The organism is Arthrobacter sp. S39 (assembly GCF_004320525.1).
Classification (GTDB): Bacteria; Actinomycetota; Actinomycetes; order Actinomycetales; family Micrococcaceae; genus Arthrobacter.
In genome coordinates, this window is the sequence record NZ_SIHX01000001.1 from 833,071 (window position 1) to 852,250 (window position 19,180).

Here is a 19,180-nt window from a genome sequence, read left to right on the forward strand (position 1 = left end):
CAGAGCCACAACTGTCCTGTCCCATAAGCAGCTCTCGGTGTATCTACCACCCCAGCACGGATGACGCGGATCCGGCTCACCGATGTGGATTACTGGAGCTCCCGTTCCCGGCAATGGGTTCGGGCTGGCGGTACCTACAAGATTCAGGCGGCCAGCTCTTCAACTGAGGGGCACTAGAACCAGCACGCCCGCGCCGCCGGTAATGAAGATTCCGTCAAGCTACGGCGACGTCCGGAAATGTATGGGCCCCGCCACTCCTGAAGCGCTAAGAAGCACCCCCGAAAACGAACTCCTTTCAGGATCTCCTGTCCTCCAGTCCGCCCCACTTACGAAACGAGTTTCAAATCATGAACCGTCTTACTGACAAGGTCGCACTCATCAGCGGCGCCGCGCGAGGTCTCGGCGCTGAGTTCGTCCGACAACTAGCCGCCGAAGGAGCCTCTGTAGTGATCGGCGACATCCTCGACGAAGATGGCCGCCAGCTTGCAGCCGAAATCGGGAAGGATGCACGTTTCGTGCACCTTGACGTTCGCGACTATAACGAGTGGACAGCGGCGGTCGCGCTCACTCAAGACACGTTCGGCCGGCTCGATATTCTCGTCAACAATGCAGGTGTGGTGCGGAGCGCACCGATCGATGAACACTCGCCGGAAGACTGGAACCTGGTCATCGATATCAACCTGACCGGTTCCTTCTATGGGATCCGGGCCGCCGCGGCGGCGCTCAAGGCATCCGGACGTGGTTCGATCATCAACATCTCCTCCGACGCGGGCCTGCAGGGATATGGGGGGATCACCGGGTACAACGCATCCAAGTTCGGCCTTCGCGGGCTTACCAAGAGTGCTGCCCTCGACCTCGGCCCCTACAACGTGCGCGTCAACACTGTGCACCCTGGACTCATACGCACGCCCCTGCTTGAAGGTATGGAATTCCCTCAAGATCATGTCGCCCTTCACAGGATGGGAGAGATGAGCGAGATCGCGAAGCTCGTCGTCTTCCTGGCGAGCGACGAGGCGTCCTTCTCCACCGGTTCGGAATTCATTGCCGACGGTGGCGAGAGCGCCGGCATGGCACACACACGCCACTGAACCGACTGACCAACCAATGCGGGCGTAATTCGCCCGAACTACAGCAACACACCCGCGTCCGCGCCGGTACGATACTGGGCGTTACCACTAAACCAAGGAATCATGCATTAGACGCAGGAAACCTACAGCGGCAACCGATCCAGAGCAAATTCATGTTCTGGCGTCCGAATGCAGTCGTCGCTACAAAGGCGCACTGACATGCTGAAATGCCGATTTAGTCTTGGGGACGCGAGTTCTCGCGGCTACTTCTGCTCCCTTTGTATTAGAGCCGATAACGGACCACATGTCGCCCTGCCGTCAGGGGCGAGTCAGGGTGGCAGATTGCGTACTAAGAGTTCCTTGAGCAACTGTCAATGAAAGACGATTCGGACCCTATTCTGACGGCCCTTGGCCACTTGCCCGACGTCAGGTTGAGGTGCGGCCAGTCGGACGATCTCGCGCCTCAGAAAGCGCGATTAGTTCGAAATCGAATATGCACGCTTACCAGTAAGTCGGCTAAGGCCATATCGGCATGCTCCGCTGGGTCGTGCATGGTCTGGTACTGATTTGGGACGGGAGCGGGAACTCGGCGGTGCAGCCTATTTGCCTGGTGAAGAGGAACCCCTCGGTCTGTCGGGCGGGCGGCGATTACTACCCATCGACGTCGAGCTTCAATACATCCCCCGTGCATCCAGCGAAGGGATGCCGCGGATGGAGGACGTGACAGAGAGATCAGTTCTGGGGACCAGACAAGGCTGGTCCCGAGTCCAGATCGTAGTATGGGTGGGAACTCCCCTTGCGGAGTCGCAAAGTAGGTTTATATCGTCTTAGGGGAGGACCCCAATTGGCTCGCACATTGCATACGGACACCGTCCCGTCGCCTGCGGCGATGAGCCCGATCCTGGGGCCGGACAACGCCGGATTACGCGTTGCCATGCACGCCCTCGTAACCTGGTCAACCGCAACCAGTTCGCGCGAGCGGTTGATGCACGAGAGCGGGTTTCCCCTGCCCGGTGACCTGCCGGCGTTCCTGCTTGTCAATCAGCTTATTTATCGGGGGGCGGTTCGACCTTCTGACGTTGCCGACGCCATCCAGACCGGAACCTCGAACATCAGCAAGATTGTACGGCGCCTGGAAGAAGCGCGGATCGTTCGAAGAATGCCGGATCCACGGGACGACCGTGCCGTTGTCATCGTCTTGACCGCGGAGGGCCGGGCCGTCGCCCAGCGAATCAGCGACGCCATCGACCGGGTAAGCGCTCCTGCCACTGTCGGCTGGACCTCGGAGGAGTTCAAGCTGCTGGAGAGTCTCATGTTGAAGCTCGTTCGCTCCTTGGATGCATTGCCGGGTGCACCTCTTTCAACGGCCTCCGGGGTCTCTCTTGGCCCGAAGGGGAGAAACCTCTAAAAAAATACTGGCGTGAGGACAGTATCTTTCCTATACTCCTTCTATGCCGTGAAACGATTCACTGCGCTGGCTTCAAAGGAGAAGGATGTTGCAGCGGAAACTTGTACGACCCTGGTGGGTTGCAGTTGTATCAGGAATGGCGTCCTACATTGACGCCGCGGCCATTATCAGCTTTGGGATAGCCATCGTCGTATTCCAACGCAGCCTCGGGCTTGACTCGCTCCAGCTCGGGCTCGCGTCAGGGTCGCTTACTTTTGGCATCGCCGTCGGGGCCTTGGTGGGAGGCCGCCTGGGTGACCGGTATGGACGCCGTCCCATATTCACCTTGACGATGATCGTGATTGTCGTCGCTCTTTTGGGGTTGATCCTCGCCCCAAGTTTTGCCGTACTCTTTGCCGCGGCGTTGTTGCTGGGTCTGGGAACCGGTGCGGATTTGCCAGTCTCACTCTCCACGATTTCCGAAGCAGCGACGGAACAGAACCGTGGCCGGATGCTCGGCTTCTCGAACCTGCTTTGGATCGCGGGCATTGTCATCAGCTCGCTGCTCGGGTCGCAGCTGGCCGCTCGGGGAATCCCGGGAGTGCAGATCCTGTTCGGAATCATTGGAGTAATCGCGCTGCTGACCATGCTCGCCCGGTTGACGATTCCCGAGTCCTCTGTGTGGCAAGCCGCGAAAAAGGAACGCGATGCCGGCGTTGACACCGTTCGCGCGGATCGAGCAGCCGTGAAGGAGCTTTTCAAAGCTCCATACATTGCTCCCTTGGCCGCTCTGGTTGTCTTCTACACGCTGACTAACCTTGTCGCCAACACCACCGGCCAGTACGGAAACTACGTACTGGTGAACTATGGCGGTATACCGCTGGAGACAGCCGCCACCCTCGGGCTGCCCCTGCTTCCCCTTTCAATTGCCGGGTTCCTGTGGTTCATGAAGATTGCGGATAAGCCCTCGCGCTTCCGGTACTTCACCATTGGAGCCGCCTGCCAAGTAGCAACGCCCTTGGTCTTCGCAATTTTTGGCGTGAGTATTGCCACGTACCTTGTACAGGCCGTGTTCGCGGCAGTGGGCAGCGCCTTCGCTTTTGAGGGAATCATGAAGGTTTGGACTCAGCGGTCCTTCCCGACCCTGCTGCGGACCACGGCCCAGGGCGTGATCATCTCTGTGGCCCGCTTCGCGGCCGCTGCTGTTGCATCCATCACGCCGCTCCTGCTGCAAGCCGGGCCCAGCATTATGTACGGCATACTGACGGCCCTCTCCCTGGTCGGCGTTACCTGGGCATGGGTGGTGTTCCGCACACGAGACCGCCACAGCGAGTTCAAGGCAGAGGCGCAAACCGACCGGCTGGCCGATGCTCCCGCCTCAGGACAGTCATCAGTCGCTGCTGGTCCAGCGGCTGGCTAAACGAAGCCCCATCCTCATGCTAAGGAGACCCATGCCCATCGCCGTGTCGTCATTGACCTTGAACAAACGTGTTTGTCCCCTAGGCATCGACTCCCCGTGCCCGGAGTTCGCCTGGAAGGTGCTCGGGGATGCGCAGGAGTGGTTTGAACTTGAGGTCTCACTGGACGGGGATTTCACGTCCGAGAGCGTCATTTGGCAGCCGGGCTGGCTTCAGGATCCCGTTCCATTTGGACACATCTATGCAGGTCCGGAGCTTAACTCCGCGACGCGATACTGGTGGCGGGTAAGGACCAGGGCCGACGGAACCGAATCATCCTGGAGCCCCCCGGCGTGGTTCGAGACAGGTCTGCTCCATAAAGACGATTGGGTTGGACAGTGGATCACCGACAGCAAGCCGGATTCGTCGGGCACACTCTACTTCCGCTCCGACGTGGAGTTGCCGTCCGGTGTGGCAAAGGCGCGCGCTTATGTCAGCGCTCTGGGCTGGTACAAGTTGTGGCTGAATGGTGAGAACATCACCGAAAGGGCTCTGGTCCCTCGATTCACGCCATTTGATGACTACGTGGAATACCAGGCATATGACATCACGGAAGCCCTTCAGCCAGGTACCAATGCGGTCGGCGTCGTAGTCTCAGAGGGCCGGTTCAGGGGACGTCTGGGGGCGTTTTCCAAGCCCGCCCGCTTCGGGGACCAACTCGCCGCCATTGTGCAGCTTGAGGTCGAGCTGCAGGACGGCCGACGGTTGCGGCATGGCAGCGACCTGGCCTGGACTGTTGGAGACGGGCCGATCTCGCTTTCCGATCCGAAATTCGGAGAGCGCGCGGACCTCCGTGTCAGCACCGTCGACTGGACCCGGCCTGGAGCTCAACCCCAGCGCGCCCGTGCCGTGGACCCGCTTCCCCCCAATCCTCGACGCCTTATCGCGGAGGAGGTCGAACGTGTCACGGAGGTAGGCCGTATCCCTGGCCGCGTCACGACAACCCCGGCCGGAGTGCAACTCATTGATTTCGACCAAAATTTCAACGGGCACGCCCGGGTCCGCCTGGCCGGGACTCCCGGAACGAAGGTCATGATCTCCTACAGTGAAGTGCTTACACCGGAGGGAGAGCTGAACACCGAATACCTGCACTTTCCGGGCTCAAAGCAGCAGGACGGATGGTTCCAGCGTGACGAGGTGATCCTCCCCGGAGGGGCCATTGAATACGAACCGACCTTCGCCGTTCGGGGTTTCCGCTACATCGCTATTGAGGGTGACATTTCACCTCTTGCCGACGGAGATGCCGAAGGTGTTGTCGTGTCCACGGACCTTCAGCTGACCGGCCATTTTGACTGCTCGGACCCCCGTCTTGTCCGGCTATGGCGCAACTCACGGTGGTCGATGATATCGAACTTTGCTGACACTCCCACGGACTGCCCGACTCGTGAAAGATCGGGCTGGACCGGGGACATCCAAATATTTGGTCCCACAGCGGCGGTCCTCGGAGACACTGACACCTACCTGCGCCGTTACCTTCGTAACCTTGCTGCCGACCAGTTCGACGACGGCACCATCCCTCCGGTAATTCCGGCAGAGACTTCGGCATTCGTGCCGAAGAAAGACAAGATGCAGGAATTGGCGCGAACATCGGTGGGCTGGGGAGATGTGAGCGTCATGCTTCCGTGGACCCTCTACCAATACTTTGGGGACGTCCAAGTGCTCGAGCGGCAATACGAAAGTGCTAAATCCTGGGTGCGATTCCTCGAGCGTCGGGGCCTGAAGCGAGGGGTCGCCCGCCGTATCGGACGCCGCGTTGGACCACTCGAGGACTACATTCTTGACACCGGTTTCAACTGGGGTGAGTGGCTCCGGCCGGGCGAGGGCCCAGCATCACAGATGGGCGGAAATCTCCTTACCGGCCGGCCCGAGGTCGCGACAGCCTACTTCGCCCACTCTGCACAGCTGCTTAGCCGTATAGCTGGAGTGCTGGGACGTGTGAGGGATGGTGAGCACTTCGCCGAAGTGGGTGTGAACGCGAAGGAAGCCTACAACGCGGCTTTCGTACGCCGAGGTGGCTCCCGAATCGGTGCCGATCGGCAAGATGACTATGTGCGCGCCCTCGCGTTCGACCTCCTGCCTGAATCGGCCCGCCCCGACGCCACCGACAGGCTCGTCGAGTTGATAGAGAACAACGACGGCCATCTGGACACGGGCTTCCTTAGCACGGCACTCCTGCTTCCCGTCCTCTGCGACCACGGAAGGGAGGACATCGCGTGGCGGGTGCTTCTCAACCCCTCTGCACCCTCATGGCTTGCACAGATAGATCAAGGGGCAACGACGATATGGGAGACCTGGGACGGACATGACAAGAAGGGACGACCTGCCGATTCGCACAATCACTACGCGTTCGGCAGCGTCAGCCAGTGGCTCCACGAATATGTCGCCGGGGTGCGCCCTCTCGAACCCGGCTACCGGAAGTTCCTCGTCGCACCCACCTTCGGCCCCTTGTCCTACGCATCCACGAACATCTCTACTCCATACGGCAACGTCTCGGCGAAATGGGAGCGTTCAGATACCAGCGCATTCCTCTCCCTTACCGCCCCGCCGGGCACGGAGGCGGTGATTCAGGTAGAGGGCCTAAGCCGTAACGTCGGGGCTGGTACTCATGAGTTCGGTTGGCCCGTCGGCAATGCACACGACTCAATCCTCGGGAGGACAGATTCTCGCAGTGCGTATACCGGTGAAGCCGACGCGATAGCTGGGGCTGGGGGCATAAAGCAATGAGGAGTGCCCTGCCATACTCTTCCGCGCATTCTGACAACAACGGACAGCCGCATGAGCGGCCGATCTAACCGGCTAGGATGCACCATTTGACCCTGCGTTCCTGCAATTCCCGTTGTGAATCGGGTACTGGCTGATACCTCTGAAGTTCCGGATCGCAGGTGCGCGAATCCAAGCGCAGCGGACCCTGGTTATCGAGCTTTACTGGGCATTGGGCAAGGACATATCGCCCGCCAGGCGAGCCAGGCCTGGCGTCTGGCGTTATCAGGCAGCTAGCCGCCGATCTCGCGATTTCCTTCCCGATATGAAGGGCGTGCCATGCCGGAACATGCAGTACATGACCGCGATGGTCCGGGCTTGGGACCGACAGAAAAAGTGCCACAGCTTGTGGCACATTTGCCATGGGGTCACATCCGCACGATTCCCGACAAAGCAGCCACCGGCGAGGAGCGGGACTGGTATGCGGCCATGGCCGTCCATTACGGATCGGCGGCCGCAAACGCATCATGACGGATGCCAAGATCGGCTCAGCCCGAAACGTGCCGCTGAACATGATGATGAATCATTCAATGGAAGGCGCGGGGATCGAACCGGACACCGCAGAAGCCTAGGCAGAAGGGCGGTTTCTCACGATCGTCGCGACGGCTCGATTTGAACGTAACCATATCGCTCGATTGCCTATTGCCGGCGTGGCCGCGCCCACGGCGACTGCCGGACCCCGTGCCGGAACACGTTCCGTCACGGTGCGCTTCATCGGACAGGTGTACGGAAGCTCTACGGGTGCCCAGACGGGCCGGGTCCTGGCTTCATTGTGATTCGGGCAAGCACCAAGGTTTGCGACAGTGCAGCGCCGGATTCTGCTCAAACCACCAAGGTGGGATTTCCACTCAAAAACTGGATATACACTTCCGAAGATTCTCTCACCCCATGAAGCGAGTATGGCGCCGGGGAAGCTGCGCCAATCATGACCCGAACAGCGCGACACCGAGGTTCTTCAGCTGCGAAGTCGGCACTGGACAGGCTCCTGAGGAAGCAGACTCGCTTCTCGATGATGGTGTGTGCCCAGCATCTGCGTTCGCCTTGTGAGCGAGGGCGGCCCGCGGTCGTCTCAGGGTTGCTGGATTCCACAATCATGAAGTGGCCGCTTCCCAGCACGAGTCTGGTCTGGTTGAAGCAACCAATCCAGCACCAGGAAGCACCAGCCTACAGCTACGCCGGTGCCGTTATTGCCAGGTCTGGCCGCACCAACAGCGGCACTCCTGGTGTTCCTGGATGACGAGGACCCGTTCCTCGCCGAGCAGGATGATGTCTTCGTAGCTGAGCATGGCTCCAGTGCAGCATCAGCGGCCGGCTGCCCGGTAGGGGAGTCGTTGAGTATGTGGAAAACCGCAGGCAACGGCATCGGAGCGCTCTGCCCGTGAGCCTCCGGTGGCCACCACTGAAGTCCGACCGGCGGCGAACCAGGAACGAACCTACAGTGCCGGGAACCTACGCGGACGCACCACCAACTCTTTCCCTCACCCTCGACGGCGAGTTTGGCCGGCGTGCGCTGTCGGAACTCGAGAATTAGTGAGCATGTGGTGATCGCAGTAGGAGGGGGCTGATTGTGCTGATTTAGCAGGGATTTCTTCTTCTTCGTTATGAGCGCAAAAACATACTCCTCACATAGACCTCCGGGGGCCGGGAAAACGATGCTGGCTGAACGGCTGCCCGGCCTGCTGCCGGACCTTGCGGACAATGAGGCCATGGAAGTCACCGCGATCCATTCGCTCTGCGGCCTCCCCTCCACGGCAGTTCAGCTCCTGCGCAGGCCGCCCTTTGAGAACCCGCATCATTCCGCCACCGCGGCGGCAATCATCGGAGGCGGCTCAGGTCTGCCGCGCCCGGGAGCCGCGTCGCGGGCCCACCGCGGTGTCCTGTTCCTGGACGAAGCCCCCGAATACGAACGCCGGGTCCTGGACGCCCTCCGCCAGCCGCTGGAGAGCGGCGAACTGGTGATCCACCGCTCGGCCGGCACGGCAGCGTATCCGGCCCGGTTCCAGCTGGTCCTGGCCGCGAACCCGTGCCCCTGCGGCAAGGCATCCGGAAAGGGCCTGGACTGCACCTGCACTCCCATGATGCGTCGCCGTTACCTCGCCAGGATGTCCGGGCCGCTCCTGGACCGCGTGGACATCCAGCTGCAGGTCGAGCGTGTGTCCCTGGCGGACTTCGGCCAGGCCGGGATGGAAGAGGACACCGCCGCGGTGGCGCAGCGTGTGCGTGCCGCCCGCCGCCGGCAGTCCGAACGGCTGCACCCCTTAGGCCTTGAAACCAATTCGCAGGTTCCCGGCCGGATCCTGCGTGGCGAACTCCGCCTCCCGGCGTCCTCGACGCGCATCCTTGACCACTCCCTGGAACGGGGCGTCCTGACGGCCAGAGGCTATGACAGGGTATTGCGGCTGGCCTGGACCCTGGCCGACCTTGCACACCGCGACAGGCCGGACCCCAACGACATCGGACAGGCCCTCGGCCTCCGGCAGGCCGCCTCGGCCGCGGCATAAGGACCACACATGGACAACGAACGGATAGCCCGCGCCTCATTGTCGCGGCTGATGGAACCGCAGGACGCGGCAGGGCTCGCCCTGGTCAAAGCTGCAGGAGCAGCCGACGCGCTGCGGATCGCCACCGGACAACTGAGCGCCGGACCGGCACTGGAGCAGGAGATCACGGCGCTCCTGGCGGACAACGGAGCGGGAACCAGCTGGGCAGGGATCGGGGCCGCGCTCAAACGCTGGGCCCCGAGGATTCCGGACCTCGCACCCGAGCGGGACCTCGCCACCATGGCGCGCCTCGGTGGCCGGCTGCTTGTCCCCTCTGATGACCTCTGGCCCGCGCAACTTGCCGACCTCGGAATCCAGGAGCCGATCTGCCTGTGGTGGCGCGGCCTGGAGCAGCTACTCCCGGGCGCTTCCCGGTGCGTGGCCCTGGTGGGGTCCAGGGACAGCACCAGCTACGGCGCATCGGTCACCGGTGACCTGGCATACTCGTTGGCCCAGCGAGGCTTTACGGTCGTGTCCGGCGGTGCGTACGGCATAGATGCCCACGCCCATCGCGCGGCCCTGGCCGGCGGATCCGCCGCAGTGCCCACCATCGCCGTCATGGCCGGCGGTGTGGACCGGTTTTATCCGTCGGGGAACGAGGACCTGCTCCGGGCGGTCTGTAATCAGGGAGCCGTGCTGGCTGAGGTCCCGCCCGGGTCGGCGCCGACCCGGTTCAGGTTCCTGCAGCGCAACCGCCTCATCGCGGCGCTGTCCGCCGTGACGGTGGTGGTCGAAGCCCGCTGGCGGTCAGGTGCCCTGAACACAGCCCATCACGCAGAAACCCTGGGCCGGGCTGTCGGAGCGGTCCCCGGTTCGGTGCACAGTGCCAATTCGGCGGGCTGCCACCGCCTGCTCCGGGACGGCGGCGCAGTCTGCGTGACCGATGCCGGCGAGATCGCTGAGCTGGCTTCACCGAGCGGAGAAGCCCTTCCCGAAACCCGGGCGGCACGCGCAGCGGAGCACGACGGCCTGACCCTTGAGGACCTGATCCTGCTCGACGCCCTGCCGCTCAGGTCCACAAGTTCTGTCGACAAACTGTGTACCGTTGCCGGGCTCAGCCAGGAATCGGTGCGTGCGGGTCTGGGCAGGCTGGGGCTCCTTGGCCTGGCCGTTTCGGAACGGGGCGGGTGGAAGAGGTCCAAAGCGTCAGCCTAGGCCGCTGTGTCCGGGCCCTGACTGCGGACAAATGCTGGGAGAGTAGGGATGTGGAGAACCAAGAATTGCCCCCGGCCCTTGACCGGGCTGCCGCAGCGTTCGGCAAATATCTGGCAGGGGAGCGGGCCAGGTCGGAGCACACGGTGCGTGCCTACCTCTCGGACGTGCGGAGCCTGCTGGCATACTGCTCATCTGAAGGAGTCACTGACCTGCCCGGCCTTGAACTCGGCACCCTGCGGCGCTGGCTGGGTGCCCAAAGCGAGGCAGGAGCCTCCCGGTCAACCCTCGCCCGGAGATCGGCGACAGCACGTTCGTTCACTGCCTGGGCCCTCCGGGAAGAACTCCTCAGCACGGATCCCTCGCTTCGGCTGAAGGCCCCGAAAAAGGACAAGTCCCTGCCGGGCGTCCTGCAGGCCCAGCAACTGACAAGGCTGCTGGCCACGCTTGAGGAAGCAGCCGCGGACGGCGCGCCGCTGGCAATACGCAACCGGGCCATGGTGGAACTCCTCTATGCCACCGGCCTTCGTGTGGGTGAACTGGCCGGAATGGACATCGACGACCTCAATCCGGACCGCCGCACACTCCGCGTCATCGGCAAAGGCAACAAGGAACGAACCGTACCCTACGGCGTCCCCGCAGCCGTTGCGGTCGATGACTGGCTCCGCAGGGGACGGCCACGGCTGGCCCGGGAACAAAGCGGTCCTGCACTGTTCCTGGGATCACGGGGGAGCCGGGTGGACCAGCGGCAGGTACGCGCCGTGGTGAAGGACCTCTTCGAAGCCCTGGGGGACACGTCGGCCACGGGTCCGCATGCGCTCCGGCATTCGGCCGCTACGCATCTGCTGGACGGCGGTGCGGACCTTCGGGCGGTCCAGGAGATCCTGGGGCACAGCAGCCTGGCCACGACCCAGATCTACACCCACGTCTCCGTGGAAAGGCTCCGGAACAGCTACCAGCAGGCACATCCAAGGGCTTGAGCCTGCCGTCCGCCGGCGGCGCCTGTAACTTTCGAACAACAAGAGACCTTTGGTGCGGGATCGGGGAATTGCAGTGGCGTAATTAGGCGGCGTGCGGCACAATAAGAGTCAAGTCCGGCAACTTTCAAGTTTCGCTTGAAGCTCACTGCTTCGCGCGTACCAGCAAGTCCGGACACAGTTACATATTCAGGCAGGGATAACCGCAGCCGTCAGGAACACGGCACAGCGCATTTCATCCGGGCAGAGGTCGTTGGGGAAGACGTACCTACAGCTATGGAGGATGGAATGTCTGTTGCAATGACCCGCGGTGTGTTGTTCGTACACTCGGCCCCTACCGCACTGTGCCCGCACGTGGAGTGGGCCATCGGATCCGTCGTGGACAAGCGGACGGATCTTGAGTGGACCCCTCAGCCTGCCGCGCCCGGAATGTTTCGGGCGGAGCTCTCCTGGACCGGCACGCCCGGGACCGGAGCGTCGTTGGCCTCTTCGCTGCGCGGCTGGGCCCATCTCCGCTACGAGGTCACTGAGGAACCGAGCCAGGGCGTCGACGGCGGCCGCTGGTCGCATACCCCCGAACTGGGGATCTTCCATGCAACGACTGACGTGCACGGCAACATCATGGTCTCAGAGGACAGGATCCGGTATGCCTACGAATCCGGCGCAGGTGATCCCTCCGCGGTCTATCACGAGCTGTCCCTGGCACTTGGTGAGGCGTGGGACGAGGAACTGGAGCCCTTCCGGCACGCCGCCGAAGGCGCCCCGGTGCGCTGGCTCCATCAGGTGGGCTGACCGCCGCCGTCATGCACTGTCCGCGGCCGGGCAGTACCAGTTGTCTCCATAGCAAAGCAGGGGCCCCGCCAACCGGCGGGGCCCCTGCTGTTTCACAAACGGTGGTGCTAGACGCTGCGTACAGCGATCACGGCGTTGTGGCCGCCGAAGCCGAAGGAGTTGCTCAGCGCCACAATGTTGCCGGCCGGGAGGTCACGTGCGGAGGTGACGACGTCGAGCGGGATTTCCGGGTCCTGGTTTTCCAGGTTGATGGTCACCGGGGCTTTGCGTTCGTAGACGGCGAGCACCGTGAGGACGGCTTCCACGGCACCGGACGCACCCAGGAGGTGGCCCATCTGCGACTTGGTGGCTGACACTGCCACGCTGTCGAGGTGGTTCCCCAGGGCGGCACGGAGTGCCGTGTACTCGGGCTTGTCACCAACGGGCGTCGACGTTGCGTGCGCGTTGACGTGCACGACGTCCTCGGCCTGGATGCGGCCGTCGAACATGGCTGCCTTCAGGGCGCGGGTGGCGCCCAGGCCCTCGGGGTCAGGTGCAGTGATGTGGTAGGCGTCGGCAGTCACGGAGGTGCCGGCGAGTTCGCCATAGATCCGGGCGCCTCGGGCCAGGGCGTGCTCTTCGGCTTCGAGGACCAGCGCGCCGGCGCCTTCGCCCATCACAAAACCGTCGCGGCCCAGGTCGTAGGGGCGGGAAGCGCCCTGCGGGTCGTCATTCCGGCGGGAGAGTGCCTGCATGGAGGCGAACGCCGCGAGAGGCATCGGGTGGATGGCAGCTTCGGCGCCGCCGCACATAACCACGTCGGCCTTACCGGAGCGGATCAGGTCCAGGCCAAGGTGGAGGGCCTCGGTGCCGGACGCGCAGGCGGAAACCGGGGTGTGGGCGCCGGCACGGGCGCCAAGGTCTAGGCTGACGGCCGCGGCGACGCCATTGGGCATCAGCATGGGAACCGTCATCGGCAAAACACGGCGCGGCCCCTTTTCCTTCAACGTGTCCCACGCGTCCAGCAGGGTCCAGACGCCGCCGATGCCGGTTGCGAAGGCAACTGCAAGGCGGTCGTGGTCGATCTCGGTAATGCCGGAGTCGGCCCAGGCCTCGCGCGCGGCGATGACGCCGAACTGCGTGGAAGGGTCCATGCGCTTGGCTTCGACGCGGCTCAGGACCTCAAGGGCGGGGGTGCTGCAGCGCGCAGCAAAATGTACAGGAAGTTCGTACTTGGCAACCCAGTCGTCTTCCAGGGTGCGGGCACCGGAGACCCCCTTAAGCGCGTTCTTCCACATAGTGGGTACGTCGCCGCCGATGGGCGTGGTGGCACCCAGACCGGTAATGACTACTTTGCGTGTCATGGGATCACTCTCTGTCGGTGGGCAGCCCGGCTCCGGTTTTCTCCGGCGGGGTCCCGCGTGTGGGGTGTAGGCAGGTGGCTGCCGGGTGAATGCGGCTGGGCTGCCGGTCCGGGAATCCGGGCCGGCAGCCCAGCCAAGCCGTAAGCGGCTGGAGCTTAGGCTAAGCCTGCGCGCCGGCGATGAAGCTGACTGCGTCGCCGACGGTCTTGAGGTTCTTGACCTCTTCGTCCGGGATGCGAACGCCGAACTTCTCTTCAGCGTTGACCACGATGGTCATCATGGAGATGGAGTCGATGTCCAGGTCCTCGGTGAAGGACTTGTCCAGCTCCACAGCCTCGGGGGCGAGGCCGGTCTCTTCGTTGACGATTTCAGCCAAGCCGGCCAGGATCTCTTCGTTGCTAGCCATTGATGGCTCCTTTTCTTGTTATTGCCGGCAGGGGCTGCCGGAAATGGTTCAGACAGCGGATGCTGTCCGTGTTGGGTGTTCCTAAGGAAGGACGATTACCTGGGCACCGAAGACCAGGCCGGCTCCGAAGCCGATCTGCAGCGCAAGACCGCCGCTGAGGCCCGGATTCTCCTGGAGCAGCCTGTGCGTGGCCAGGGGGATGGAGGCGGCCGAGGTGTTGCCGGCGTCGGCAATGTCCCGGGCCACGGTGACGGTTTCGGGAAGCTTGAGCTTCTTCACCATTTCGTCGATGATCCGCATGTTCGCCTGGTGCGGGATGAACGCCACCAGGTCTTCGGCCTGCACACCGGCGGCCTCCAGTGCCTGCTGTGCCACCTTCGCCATTTCCCAGACGGCCCAGCGGAAGACGGTCTGGCCGTCCTGGCGCAGGGTCGGCCACAGGTCCTGGGCTTCTTCCATCAGCGCGAAATCGCCGGACTCGTCGGACTGGCGTGCCGCCTGGCTTAGGGCCCGGACGTCGAGCATCGACCGGGTCATGCCAATGGCGTCCCATTTGCTGCCGTCTGAACCCCATACCGACGGGCCGATGCCCGGCGTATCCGAGGGGCCGATAATGACGGCGCCGGCGCCGTCGCCCAGCAGGAAGGAGATGGTCCGCTCATGGTTGTCGATGACGTCGGAGAGCTTCTCCGCCCCAACGACCAGGACGTACTTGGCCGCGCCGGAGCGGACCAGGGCGTCACCCTGGGCGATGCCATAGCAGTAGCCGGCGCAGGCAGCCGAGATGTCAAAGGCCGGGGCCGGGGTTGCGCCCAGCCGGTCAGCCAGGCTGGCCGCCGCCGACGGCGTGGCGTAGGGGTGGGTGACGGTGGAGACGATGACCGCGCCGAGCTCGGAGGCCTCGATGCCAGCCTTCGCCAGAGCTTCCCGTGCAGCCCCTTCTGCCATGTCGATGACGCTGACGTCAGCCGGCGCGCGGTGGCGGGTCACAATGCCGGTACGCTGCCGGATCCATTCGTCCGAGGAGTCAATCCACTGGCAGACGTCGTCATTGGTGACAATGATGTCCGGGCGGTAGGCGCCGAGGCCCAGGATGCGGGTGTTCTCCTGGACCGGGGCCTGTTTCAGTGTGGGAACGCTCATGCGTTGCCCTCCAATTCTGCGAAGAGTGCCAGTGCGGCCGAGAGGTCGTCCGGCGTCTTGACGGCAACCGTCTTGACTCCGGGCATGCCGCGCTTTGCGAGCCCTGCAAGCGTGCCGGCGGGTGCCAGTTCAATGACGCCTGTGACGCCCCGCTGCACCATGGTATCCATGCAGAGGTCCCAGCGGACAGGACGGGAGACCTGGGCGATCAGGCTTTCGACGCCGGCGGTTCCGCCTGTAACTTCCTTGCCGTCGAAGTTGGAGAGCAGCGGCACCTGCGGATTCTGCGGCTTCAGCGTCGGCTTGAGCACTTCAAGGGCACTGACCGCGGGCGCCATATGCGAGGTGTGGAACGCCCCGGCAACCTTGAGCGGAATAACGCGGGCCTTGGCCGGCGGGTTCTCGGCCAGCGCCTTGAGCTGGTCAAAGGTCCCTGCGGCCACGGTCTGGCCCGCCCCGTTGACGTTGGCCGGGGTGGCGCCGGACGCTTCGATCGCGGCCAGGACCTCGGCCGGGTCGCCGCCCACCACGGCGCTCATGCCGGTGGGGGTGACGGCCGCGGCGGCGGCCATGCTGTTGGCGCGCTCCCGGACAAAAGCCATGGCTTCCTGCTCGGTGAGGACTCCGGCCAGCGCGGAAGCGGTGATTTCACCGACCGAGTGGCCGGCGAGGATCACCGGGAGGGAACTGAGTTCGACGTCGAAGAGGGACTTCGCAGCCACGAGGCCGGCCGCCACAATGAGCGGCTGCGCCACGGCGGTGTCCTTGATGGTTTCCTCGTCCGAGGTGGTCCCATGGGCTGTCAGGTCGATGCCTGCGATTTCGCTCAGGGAGGCCAGCTGGCCTGCTACCGAAGGCAGTTCCAGCCAGGGGGCCAGAAAACCCGGGGTCTGTGAGCCCTGTCCAGGGCAGACTATTGCAAGCACGTATCCAGCTTTCCAAATTACTGTGTGATCCAGCGGTGTTTCTCTGCACCAAGCTCACGGGGTCAGGTTGTAGGAAGTCTACAACGCCTCAGGTCTGATTCCGCGCCGGATGACGCTCGGCCGGTGCTTTCGGGGGCGCCGCGAGGCGGCCCACCACCAGCGCGGCCTGCAGCACAAACGCCTCCCGGGGGAGCAGCGGATCCCAGCCCGTGACGTCACACACGCGCTTCAACCGGTACCTGACGGTGTTCGCATGGACAAAGAGCTCCCGGGCGGTCGCCTCCAGCGAATGGCCCAGCTCCAGGTACGTTCCCAGCGTCTCCACGAGCCCGTTGGAGGCAGCCACGAGCGGACGGTAGATGTTCTTGACGAGTGACCGCCGGGCCGCGTCGTCGCCGGAAATTACCCGCTCGGGAAGCAGATCGTCGGCGGCTACAGGACGCGGAGCCGACGGCCATGCCCGGGCTGCCGTCAGGCCGGCAAAGGCGGACTGTGCGGATCCGCTGGCCTCCAGGAGCGAACTCGCCTCGGGCCCGTAAACCACGGGCCCCGGGGCAAACATTTCGCTGAGTTTGAGGTAAGCCGTTTCACGGTCGTGCACGCCGCCCAGGATCAGGATCAGCCGGTCACCCTGGATCCCCACCAAGGCGTCCTCGGCATAGCGCCCGGCGAGTCGCCGCAGTTCGCTGACGTAGCTGGCACTGGGTTCCGACGGCGAATTGCCCACCATTACAGTGAACCGCTCCTGGGCTTTCCAGCCCAGGGCTGCAATGCGTGAGCGCAGGGCATCGGTGTTTTCGCCGCGGAGGATGGCGTCCACGATCAGCGCTTCCAGCCGGGTGTCCCACGAGCCGCGGGATTCAGCCGCCCTGGCGTAGACGTCGGCGGCAGCGAAGGCAACCTCGCGCGAATACCGCAGAACAGCTTCGCGGAGCGAGGGCTGGTCGGCCTCGGGCGCAATGACAGGAACCTGGTCTTCCACCACTTCAACCACGATCCTGATGAGCTGGAGCGCTTTCTGGAGGCTGATGGAGCGTGTCAGTTCCGTCGGGGCAGTGCCAAAGACATCGGACAGGATCCACGACGGCGAGCTGGGACGTTCGTACCAGGTGACGAAGGCAGCGATGCCGTTTTGCGCCACCATGCCCAGCGCGGACCGTTCGTCTGAGCTGAGCCGGCTGTACCATGGCAGTGATTTTTCGAGCTGCCGAAGGGTTGTGGTGGACAGCTGGCCCACGCTCGCCCGGAGCTTTTTCAGGGTTTCGGATTTCTCCGGAGTCATGCTGCGCGAGGACGGCTTGCGCTTCACGGGCGGGGAACTTGGCTCTGGCATCCTTTGAGCATACGGTGCCTGCCCCGCAAGCTCCATTTGTGCGAAGGCTACAACGGGCGAGGTTGTGGGTCACAGTCCTCCCCGCCGGCCGCAACGGCCAGCCAGGAACAACGACGGCGGCCCCCACCAAAAGGTGAGGGCCGCCGTCGTCGGACCAATTGCCATGAGCAGTCAGCGGGGGTGGATCAGGAATCCCCGCCGGCGTTGCCGGTGGAACCGGCATTGACGTTGTGCAGGCGGTACTTCTCGATTGCCTTCGCCGGAGCCTGGGCGTCCACTTCGCCGCGGCGCGCCAGCATCTCCAGGGAACGGACCACGATGGAGTGGATGTCGTTCTTGAAGAAGCGGCGTGCTGCTGCCCGGGTGTCGGAGAAGCCGAAGCCGTCCGCGCCGAGCGAGGCGAACTCGTTCGGGAGGAACTGGCGGATCTGGTCCGGGACGGCCTTCATATAATCCGAGACCGCCACAATCGGTCCGGTGGCACCAGCAAGCTGCTGGGTGACAAACGGAACCCGTGCGGGCTGGCCCGGGTTCAGGAACGCGTCTTCCTCGGCGGCCATGCCGTCGCGGCGCAGTTCGTTCCAGGACGTGACAGACCAGACGTCGGCCGAAACGCCCCAGTCCTCCGCGAGGAGGCGCTGGGCTTCCAGTGCCCAGGGCACCGAGACACCGGACGCCAGGACCTGGGTCCGGGGACCGTCGATCTTGGCCGGAGCCAGCAGGTAGATGCCCTTGAGGACGCCTTCAACATCAAGCTCGTCGGGTTCGGCGGGCTGGCTGATCGGCTCGTTGTAGACGGTGATGTAGTACATCAGGTTCCGGTCAGCCGAGTCGGGTCCGTACATCCGTTCGATTCCGTCGCGGATGATGTGGCCCATTTCGTAGCCGTAGGCGGGGTCGTAGGTGACTACTGCCGGGTTGGTGGCGGCGAGGATGGGGGAGTGGCCGTCGGCGTGCTGGAGTCCTTCGCCGGTGAGGGTGGTCCGTCCTGCGGTGGCGCCGATGATGAAGCCGCGGGTCATTTGGTCCGCGGCTGCCCAGAAGGCGTCGCCGGTGCGCTGGAAGCCGAACATGGAGTAGAACACGTAGACCGGGATCAGGGGTACGCCGTGGGTGGCGTAGGCGGTGCCGGCGGCGGTGAAGGCTGCGACGGCGCCGGCTTCGTTGATGCCGGGGTGGATCAGCTGGCCCTGGGCGGATTCCTTGTAGGCCAGGACGAGGTCCCGGTCCACGGACAGGTAGTTCTGGCCCTTGGGGTTGTAGATCTTGGCCGTGGGGAAGAACGCGTCCATGCCGAACGTCCGGGCCTCATCGGGAATGATCGGGGCGATGTGCTTGCCGAAGTTCTTATCCCGCATAAGGTCCTTGAGCAAACGCACGAAGGCCATGGTGGTGGCCGCCTGCTGCTTGCCCGAACCGCGCTTGGCCACTTCATACGTCTTCGCGTCCGGAAGAGCAATGTCCTGGTGCTTCGAGCGGCGCTCCGGAACAGACCCGCCGAGAGCGGCGCGGCGTTCCATCATGTACTTGATTTCCGGCGCGTCCGTACCCGGGTGGAAATACGGCGGCTGGTACGGATCCTTCTCAAGCTGCTCGTCGGTGACCGGAATCCGCAGGTGATCCCTGAACTTCTTCAGGTCATCCAGGGTCAGCTTTTTCATCTGGTGGGTGGCGTTGCGGCCTTCGAAGTGGGGTCCGAGTCCGTAGCCCTTGACGGTTTTGGCGAGGATGACGGTGGGTTTGCCCTTGAATTCGGTGGCGGCCTTGTATGCGGCGTAGACCTTGCGGTAGTCGTGGCCGCCGCGTTTGAGGTTCCAGATCTGGTCATCGGTGAGGTCCGCGACGAGGTCCTTGGTGGCGGGGTCCTTGCCGAAGAAGTGTTCGCGGACGAACCCGC

Annotated in this window: 13 protein-coding genes and 2 pseudogenes; 9 read left to right on the forward strand and 6 right to left on the reverse strand. The window is 63.7% G+C overall.

Annotated features, from left to right (window positions below):
* Positions 1 to 347: 347 nt before the first annotated feature.
* The 9 genes and pseudogenes from EYS21_RS03885 to EYS21_RS03925 all read left to right on the forward strand — a co-directional run bounded on the left by EYS21_RS03885 (position 348) and on the right by EYS21_RS03925 (position 12,132).
* Positions 348 to 1,088 (forward strand): SDR family oxidoreductase, encoded by a 741-nt coding sequence (locus EYS21_RS03885; RefSeq protein ID WP_207307660.1) that lies wholly within the window; start codon positions 348 to 350, stop codon positions 1,086 to 1,088.
* Positions 1,089 to 1,956: 868 nt separating this feature from the next.
* Positions 1,957 to 2,475 (forward strand): winged helix DNA-binding protein, encoded by a 519-nt coding sequence (locus tag EYS21_RS03890; RefSeq protein WP_131131839.1) that lies wholly within the window; start codon positions 1,957 to 1,959, stop codon positions 2,473 to 2,475.
* Between the two features lie 85 nt (positions 2,476 to 2,560).
* Positions 2,561 to 3,874 (forward strand): MFS transporter, encoded by a 1,314-nt coding sequence (locus EYS21_RS03895; protein ID WP_131131840.1) that lies wholly within the window; start codon positions 2,561 to 2,563, stop codon positions 3,872 to 3,874.
* A 31-nt stretch (positions 3,875 to 3,905) separates the two neighbouring features.
* Positions 3,906 to 6,635 (forward strand): family 78 glycoside hydrolase catalytic domain, encoded by a 2,730-nt coding sequence (locus EYS21_RS03900; RefSeq protein WP_165478249.1) that lies wholly within the window; start codon positions 3,906 to 3,908, stop codon positions 6,633 to 6,635.
* Between the two features lie 1,214 nt (positions 6,636 to 7,849).
* Positions 7,850 to 8,053 carry a hypothetical protein gene (locus EYS21_RS03905; protein WP_131131842.1) on the forward strand — a complete coding sequence of 68 codons (204 nt, stop codon included), beginning with the start codon at positions 7,850 to 7,852 and terminating at the stop codon, positions 8,051 to 8,053.
* Between the two features lie 249 nt (positions 8,054 to 8,302).
* Positions 8,303 to 9,172: pseudogene (locus tag EYS21_RS03910) on the forward strand (ATP-binding protein); the annotation flags it as partial.
* A gap of 9 nt (positions 9,173 to 9,181) precedes the next feature.
* Positions 9,182 to 10,366, forward strand: coding sequence for a DNA-processing protein DprA (dprA, locus tag EYS21_RS03915; RefSeq protein WP_131131843.1), 1,185 nt, complete (start codon positions 9,182 to 9,184; stop codon positions 10,364 to 10,366).
* A gap of 50 nt (positions 10,367 to 10,416) precedes the next feature.
* Positions 10,417 to 11,343: a tyrosine recombinase XerC gene (locus EYS21_RS03920; RefSeq protein ID WP_131131844.1), complete on the forward strand. Its 927-nt coding sequence runs from the start codon at positions 10,417 to 10,419 to the stop codon at positions 11,341 to 11,343.
* 285 nt (positions 11,344 to 11,628) lie between these two features.
* The gene (locus tag EYS21_RS03925) at positions 11,629 to 12,132 is read left to right on the forward strand and encodes a DUF3145 domain-containing protein (RefSeq protein ID WP_131131845.1); all 504 of its coding nucleotides are present in this window, start codon (positions 11,629 to 11,631) and stop codon (positions 12,130 to 12,132) included.
* A gap of 107 nt (positions 12,133 to 12,239) precedes the next feature.
* On the opposite strand, the gene EYS21_RS03930 is transcribed toward EYS21_RS03925, so the two are convergent.
* The 6 genes and pseudogenes from EYS21_RS03930 to EYS21_RS03955 form a co-directional block, all read right to left on the reverse strand.
* Positions 12,240 to 13,475 carry a beta-ketoacyl-[acyl-carrier-protein] synthase II gene (locus EYS21_RS03930; protein ID WP_131131846.1) on the reverse strand — a complete coding sequence of 412 codons (1,236 nt, stop codon included), beginning with the start codon at positions 13,473 to 13,475 and terminating at the stop codon, positions 12,240 to 12,242.
* A gap of 160 nt (positions 13,476 to 13,635) precedes the next feature.
* Positions 13,636 to 13,881, reverse strand: a complete 246-nt coding sequence (locus tag EYS21_RS03935) for an acyl carrier protein (protein ID WP_009359314.1) — start codon at positions 13,879 to 13,881, stop codon at positions 13,636 to 13,638.
* An 81-nt stretch (positions 13,882 to 13,962) separates the two neighbouring features.
* The gene (locus EYS21_RS03940) at positions 13,963 to 15,024 is read right to left on the reverse strand and encodes a beta-ketoacyl-ACP synthase III (protein WP_131131847.1); all 1,062 of its coding nucleotides are present in this window, start codon (positions 15,022 to 15,024) and stop codon (positions 13,963 to 13,965) included.
* Positions 15,021 to 15,950, reverse strand: a complete 930-nt coding sequence (locus tag EYS21_RS03945) for an ACP S-malonyltransferase (RefSeq protein WP_207307661.1) — start codon at positions 15,948 to 15,950, stop codon at positions 15,021 to 15,023. Before EYS21_RS03945 ends, EYS21_RS03940 begins: the two co-directional genes overlap by 4 nt.
* A gap of 88 nt (positions 15,951 to 16,038) precedes the next feature.
* Positions 16,039 to 17,283, reverse strand: a complete 1,245-nt coding sequence (locus tag EYS21_RS03950) for a helix-turn-helix domain-containing protein (protein ID WP_131131849.1) — start codon at positions 17,281 to 17,283, stop codon at positions 16,039 to 16,041.
* 185 nt (positions 17,284 to 17,468) lie between these two features.
* Positions 17,469 to 19,180 (reverse strand): annotated as a pseudogene (locus EYS21_RS03955) (pyruvate dehydrogenase (acetyl-transferring), homodimeric type); the annotation flags it as partial.

Coding starts and splice junctions, on each gene's coding strand:
- EYS21_RS03890 (WP_131131839.1), top strand. CDS start 1,957: ATGAGCCCGATCCTGGGGCCGGACAACGCCGGATTACGCGTTGCCATG.
- EYS21_RS03930 (WP_131131846.1), bottom strand. CDS start 13,475: ATGACACGCAAAGTAGTCATTACCGGTCTGGGTGCCACCACGCCCATC.
- dprA (WP_131131843.1), top strand. CDS start 9,182: ATGGACAACGAACGGATAGCCCGCGCCTCATTGTCGCGGCTGATGGAA.
- EYS21_RS03885 (WP_207307660.1), top strand. CDS start 348: ATGAACCGTCTTACTGACAAGGTCGCACTCATCAGCGGCGCCGCGCGA.
- EYS21_RS03895 (WP_131131840.1), top strand. CDS start 2,561: ATGTTGCAGCGGAAACTTGTACGACCCTGGTGGGTTGCAGTTGTATCA.
- EYS21_RS03935 (WP_009359314.1), bottom strand. CDS start 13,881: ATGGCTAGCAACGAAGAGATCCTGGCCGGCTTGGCTGAAATCGTCAAC.
- EYS21_RS03940 (WP_131131847.1), bottom strand. CDS start 15,024: ATGAGCGTTCCCACACTGAAACAGGCCCCGGTCCAGGAGAACACCCGC.
- EYS21_RS03900 (WP_165478249.1), top strand. CDS start 3,906: ATGCCCATCGCCGTGTCGTCATTGACCTTGAACAAACGTGTTTGTCCC.
- EYS21_RS03925 (WP_131131845.1), top strand. CDS start 11,629: ATGTCTGTTGCAATGACCCGCGGTGTGTTGTTCGTACACTCGGCCCCT.
- EYS21_RS03950 (WP_131131849.1), bottom strand. CDS start 17,283: ATGCCAGAGCCAAGTTCCCCGCCCGTGAAGCGCAAGCCGTCCTCGCGC.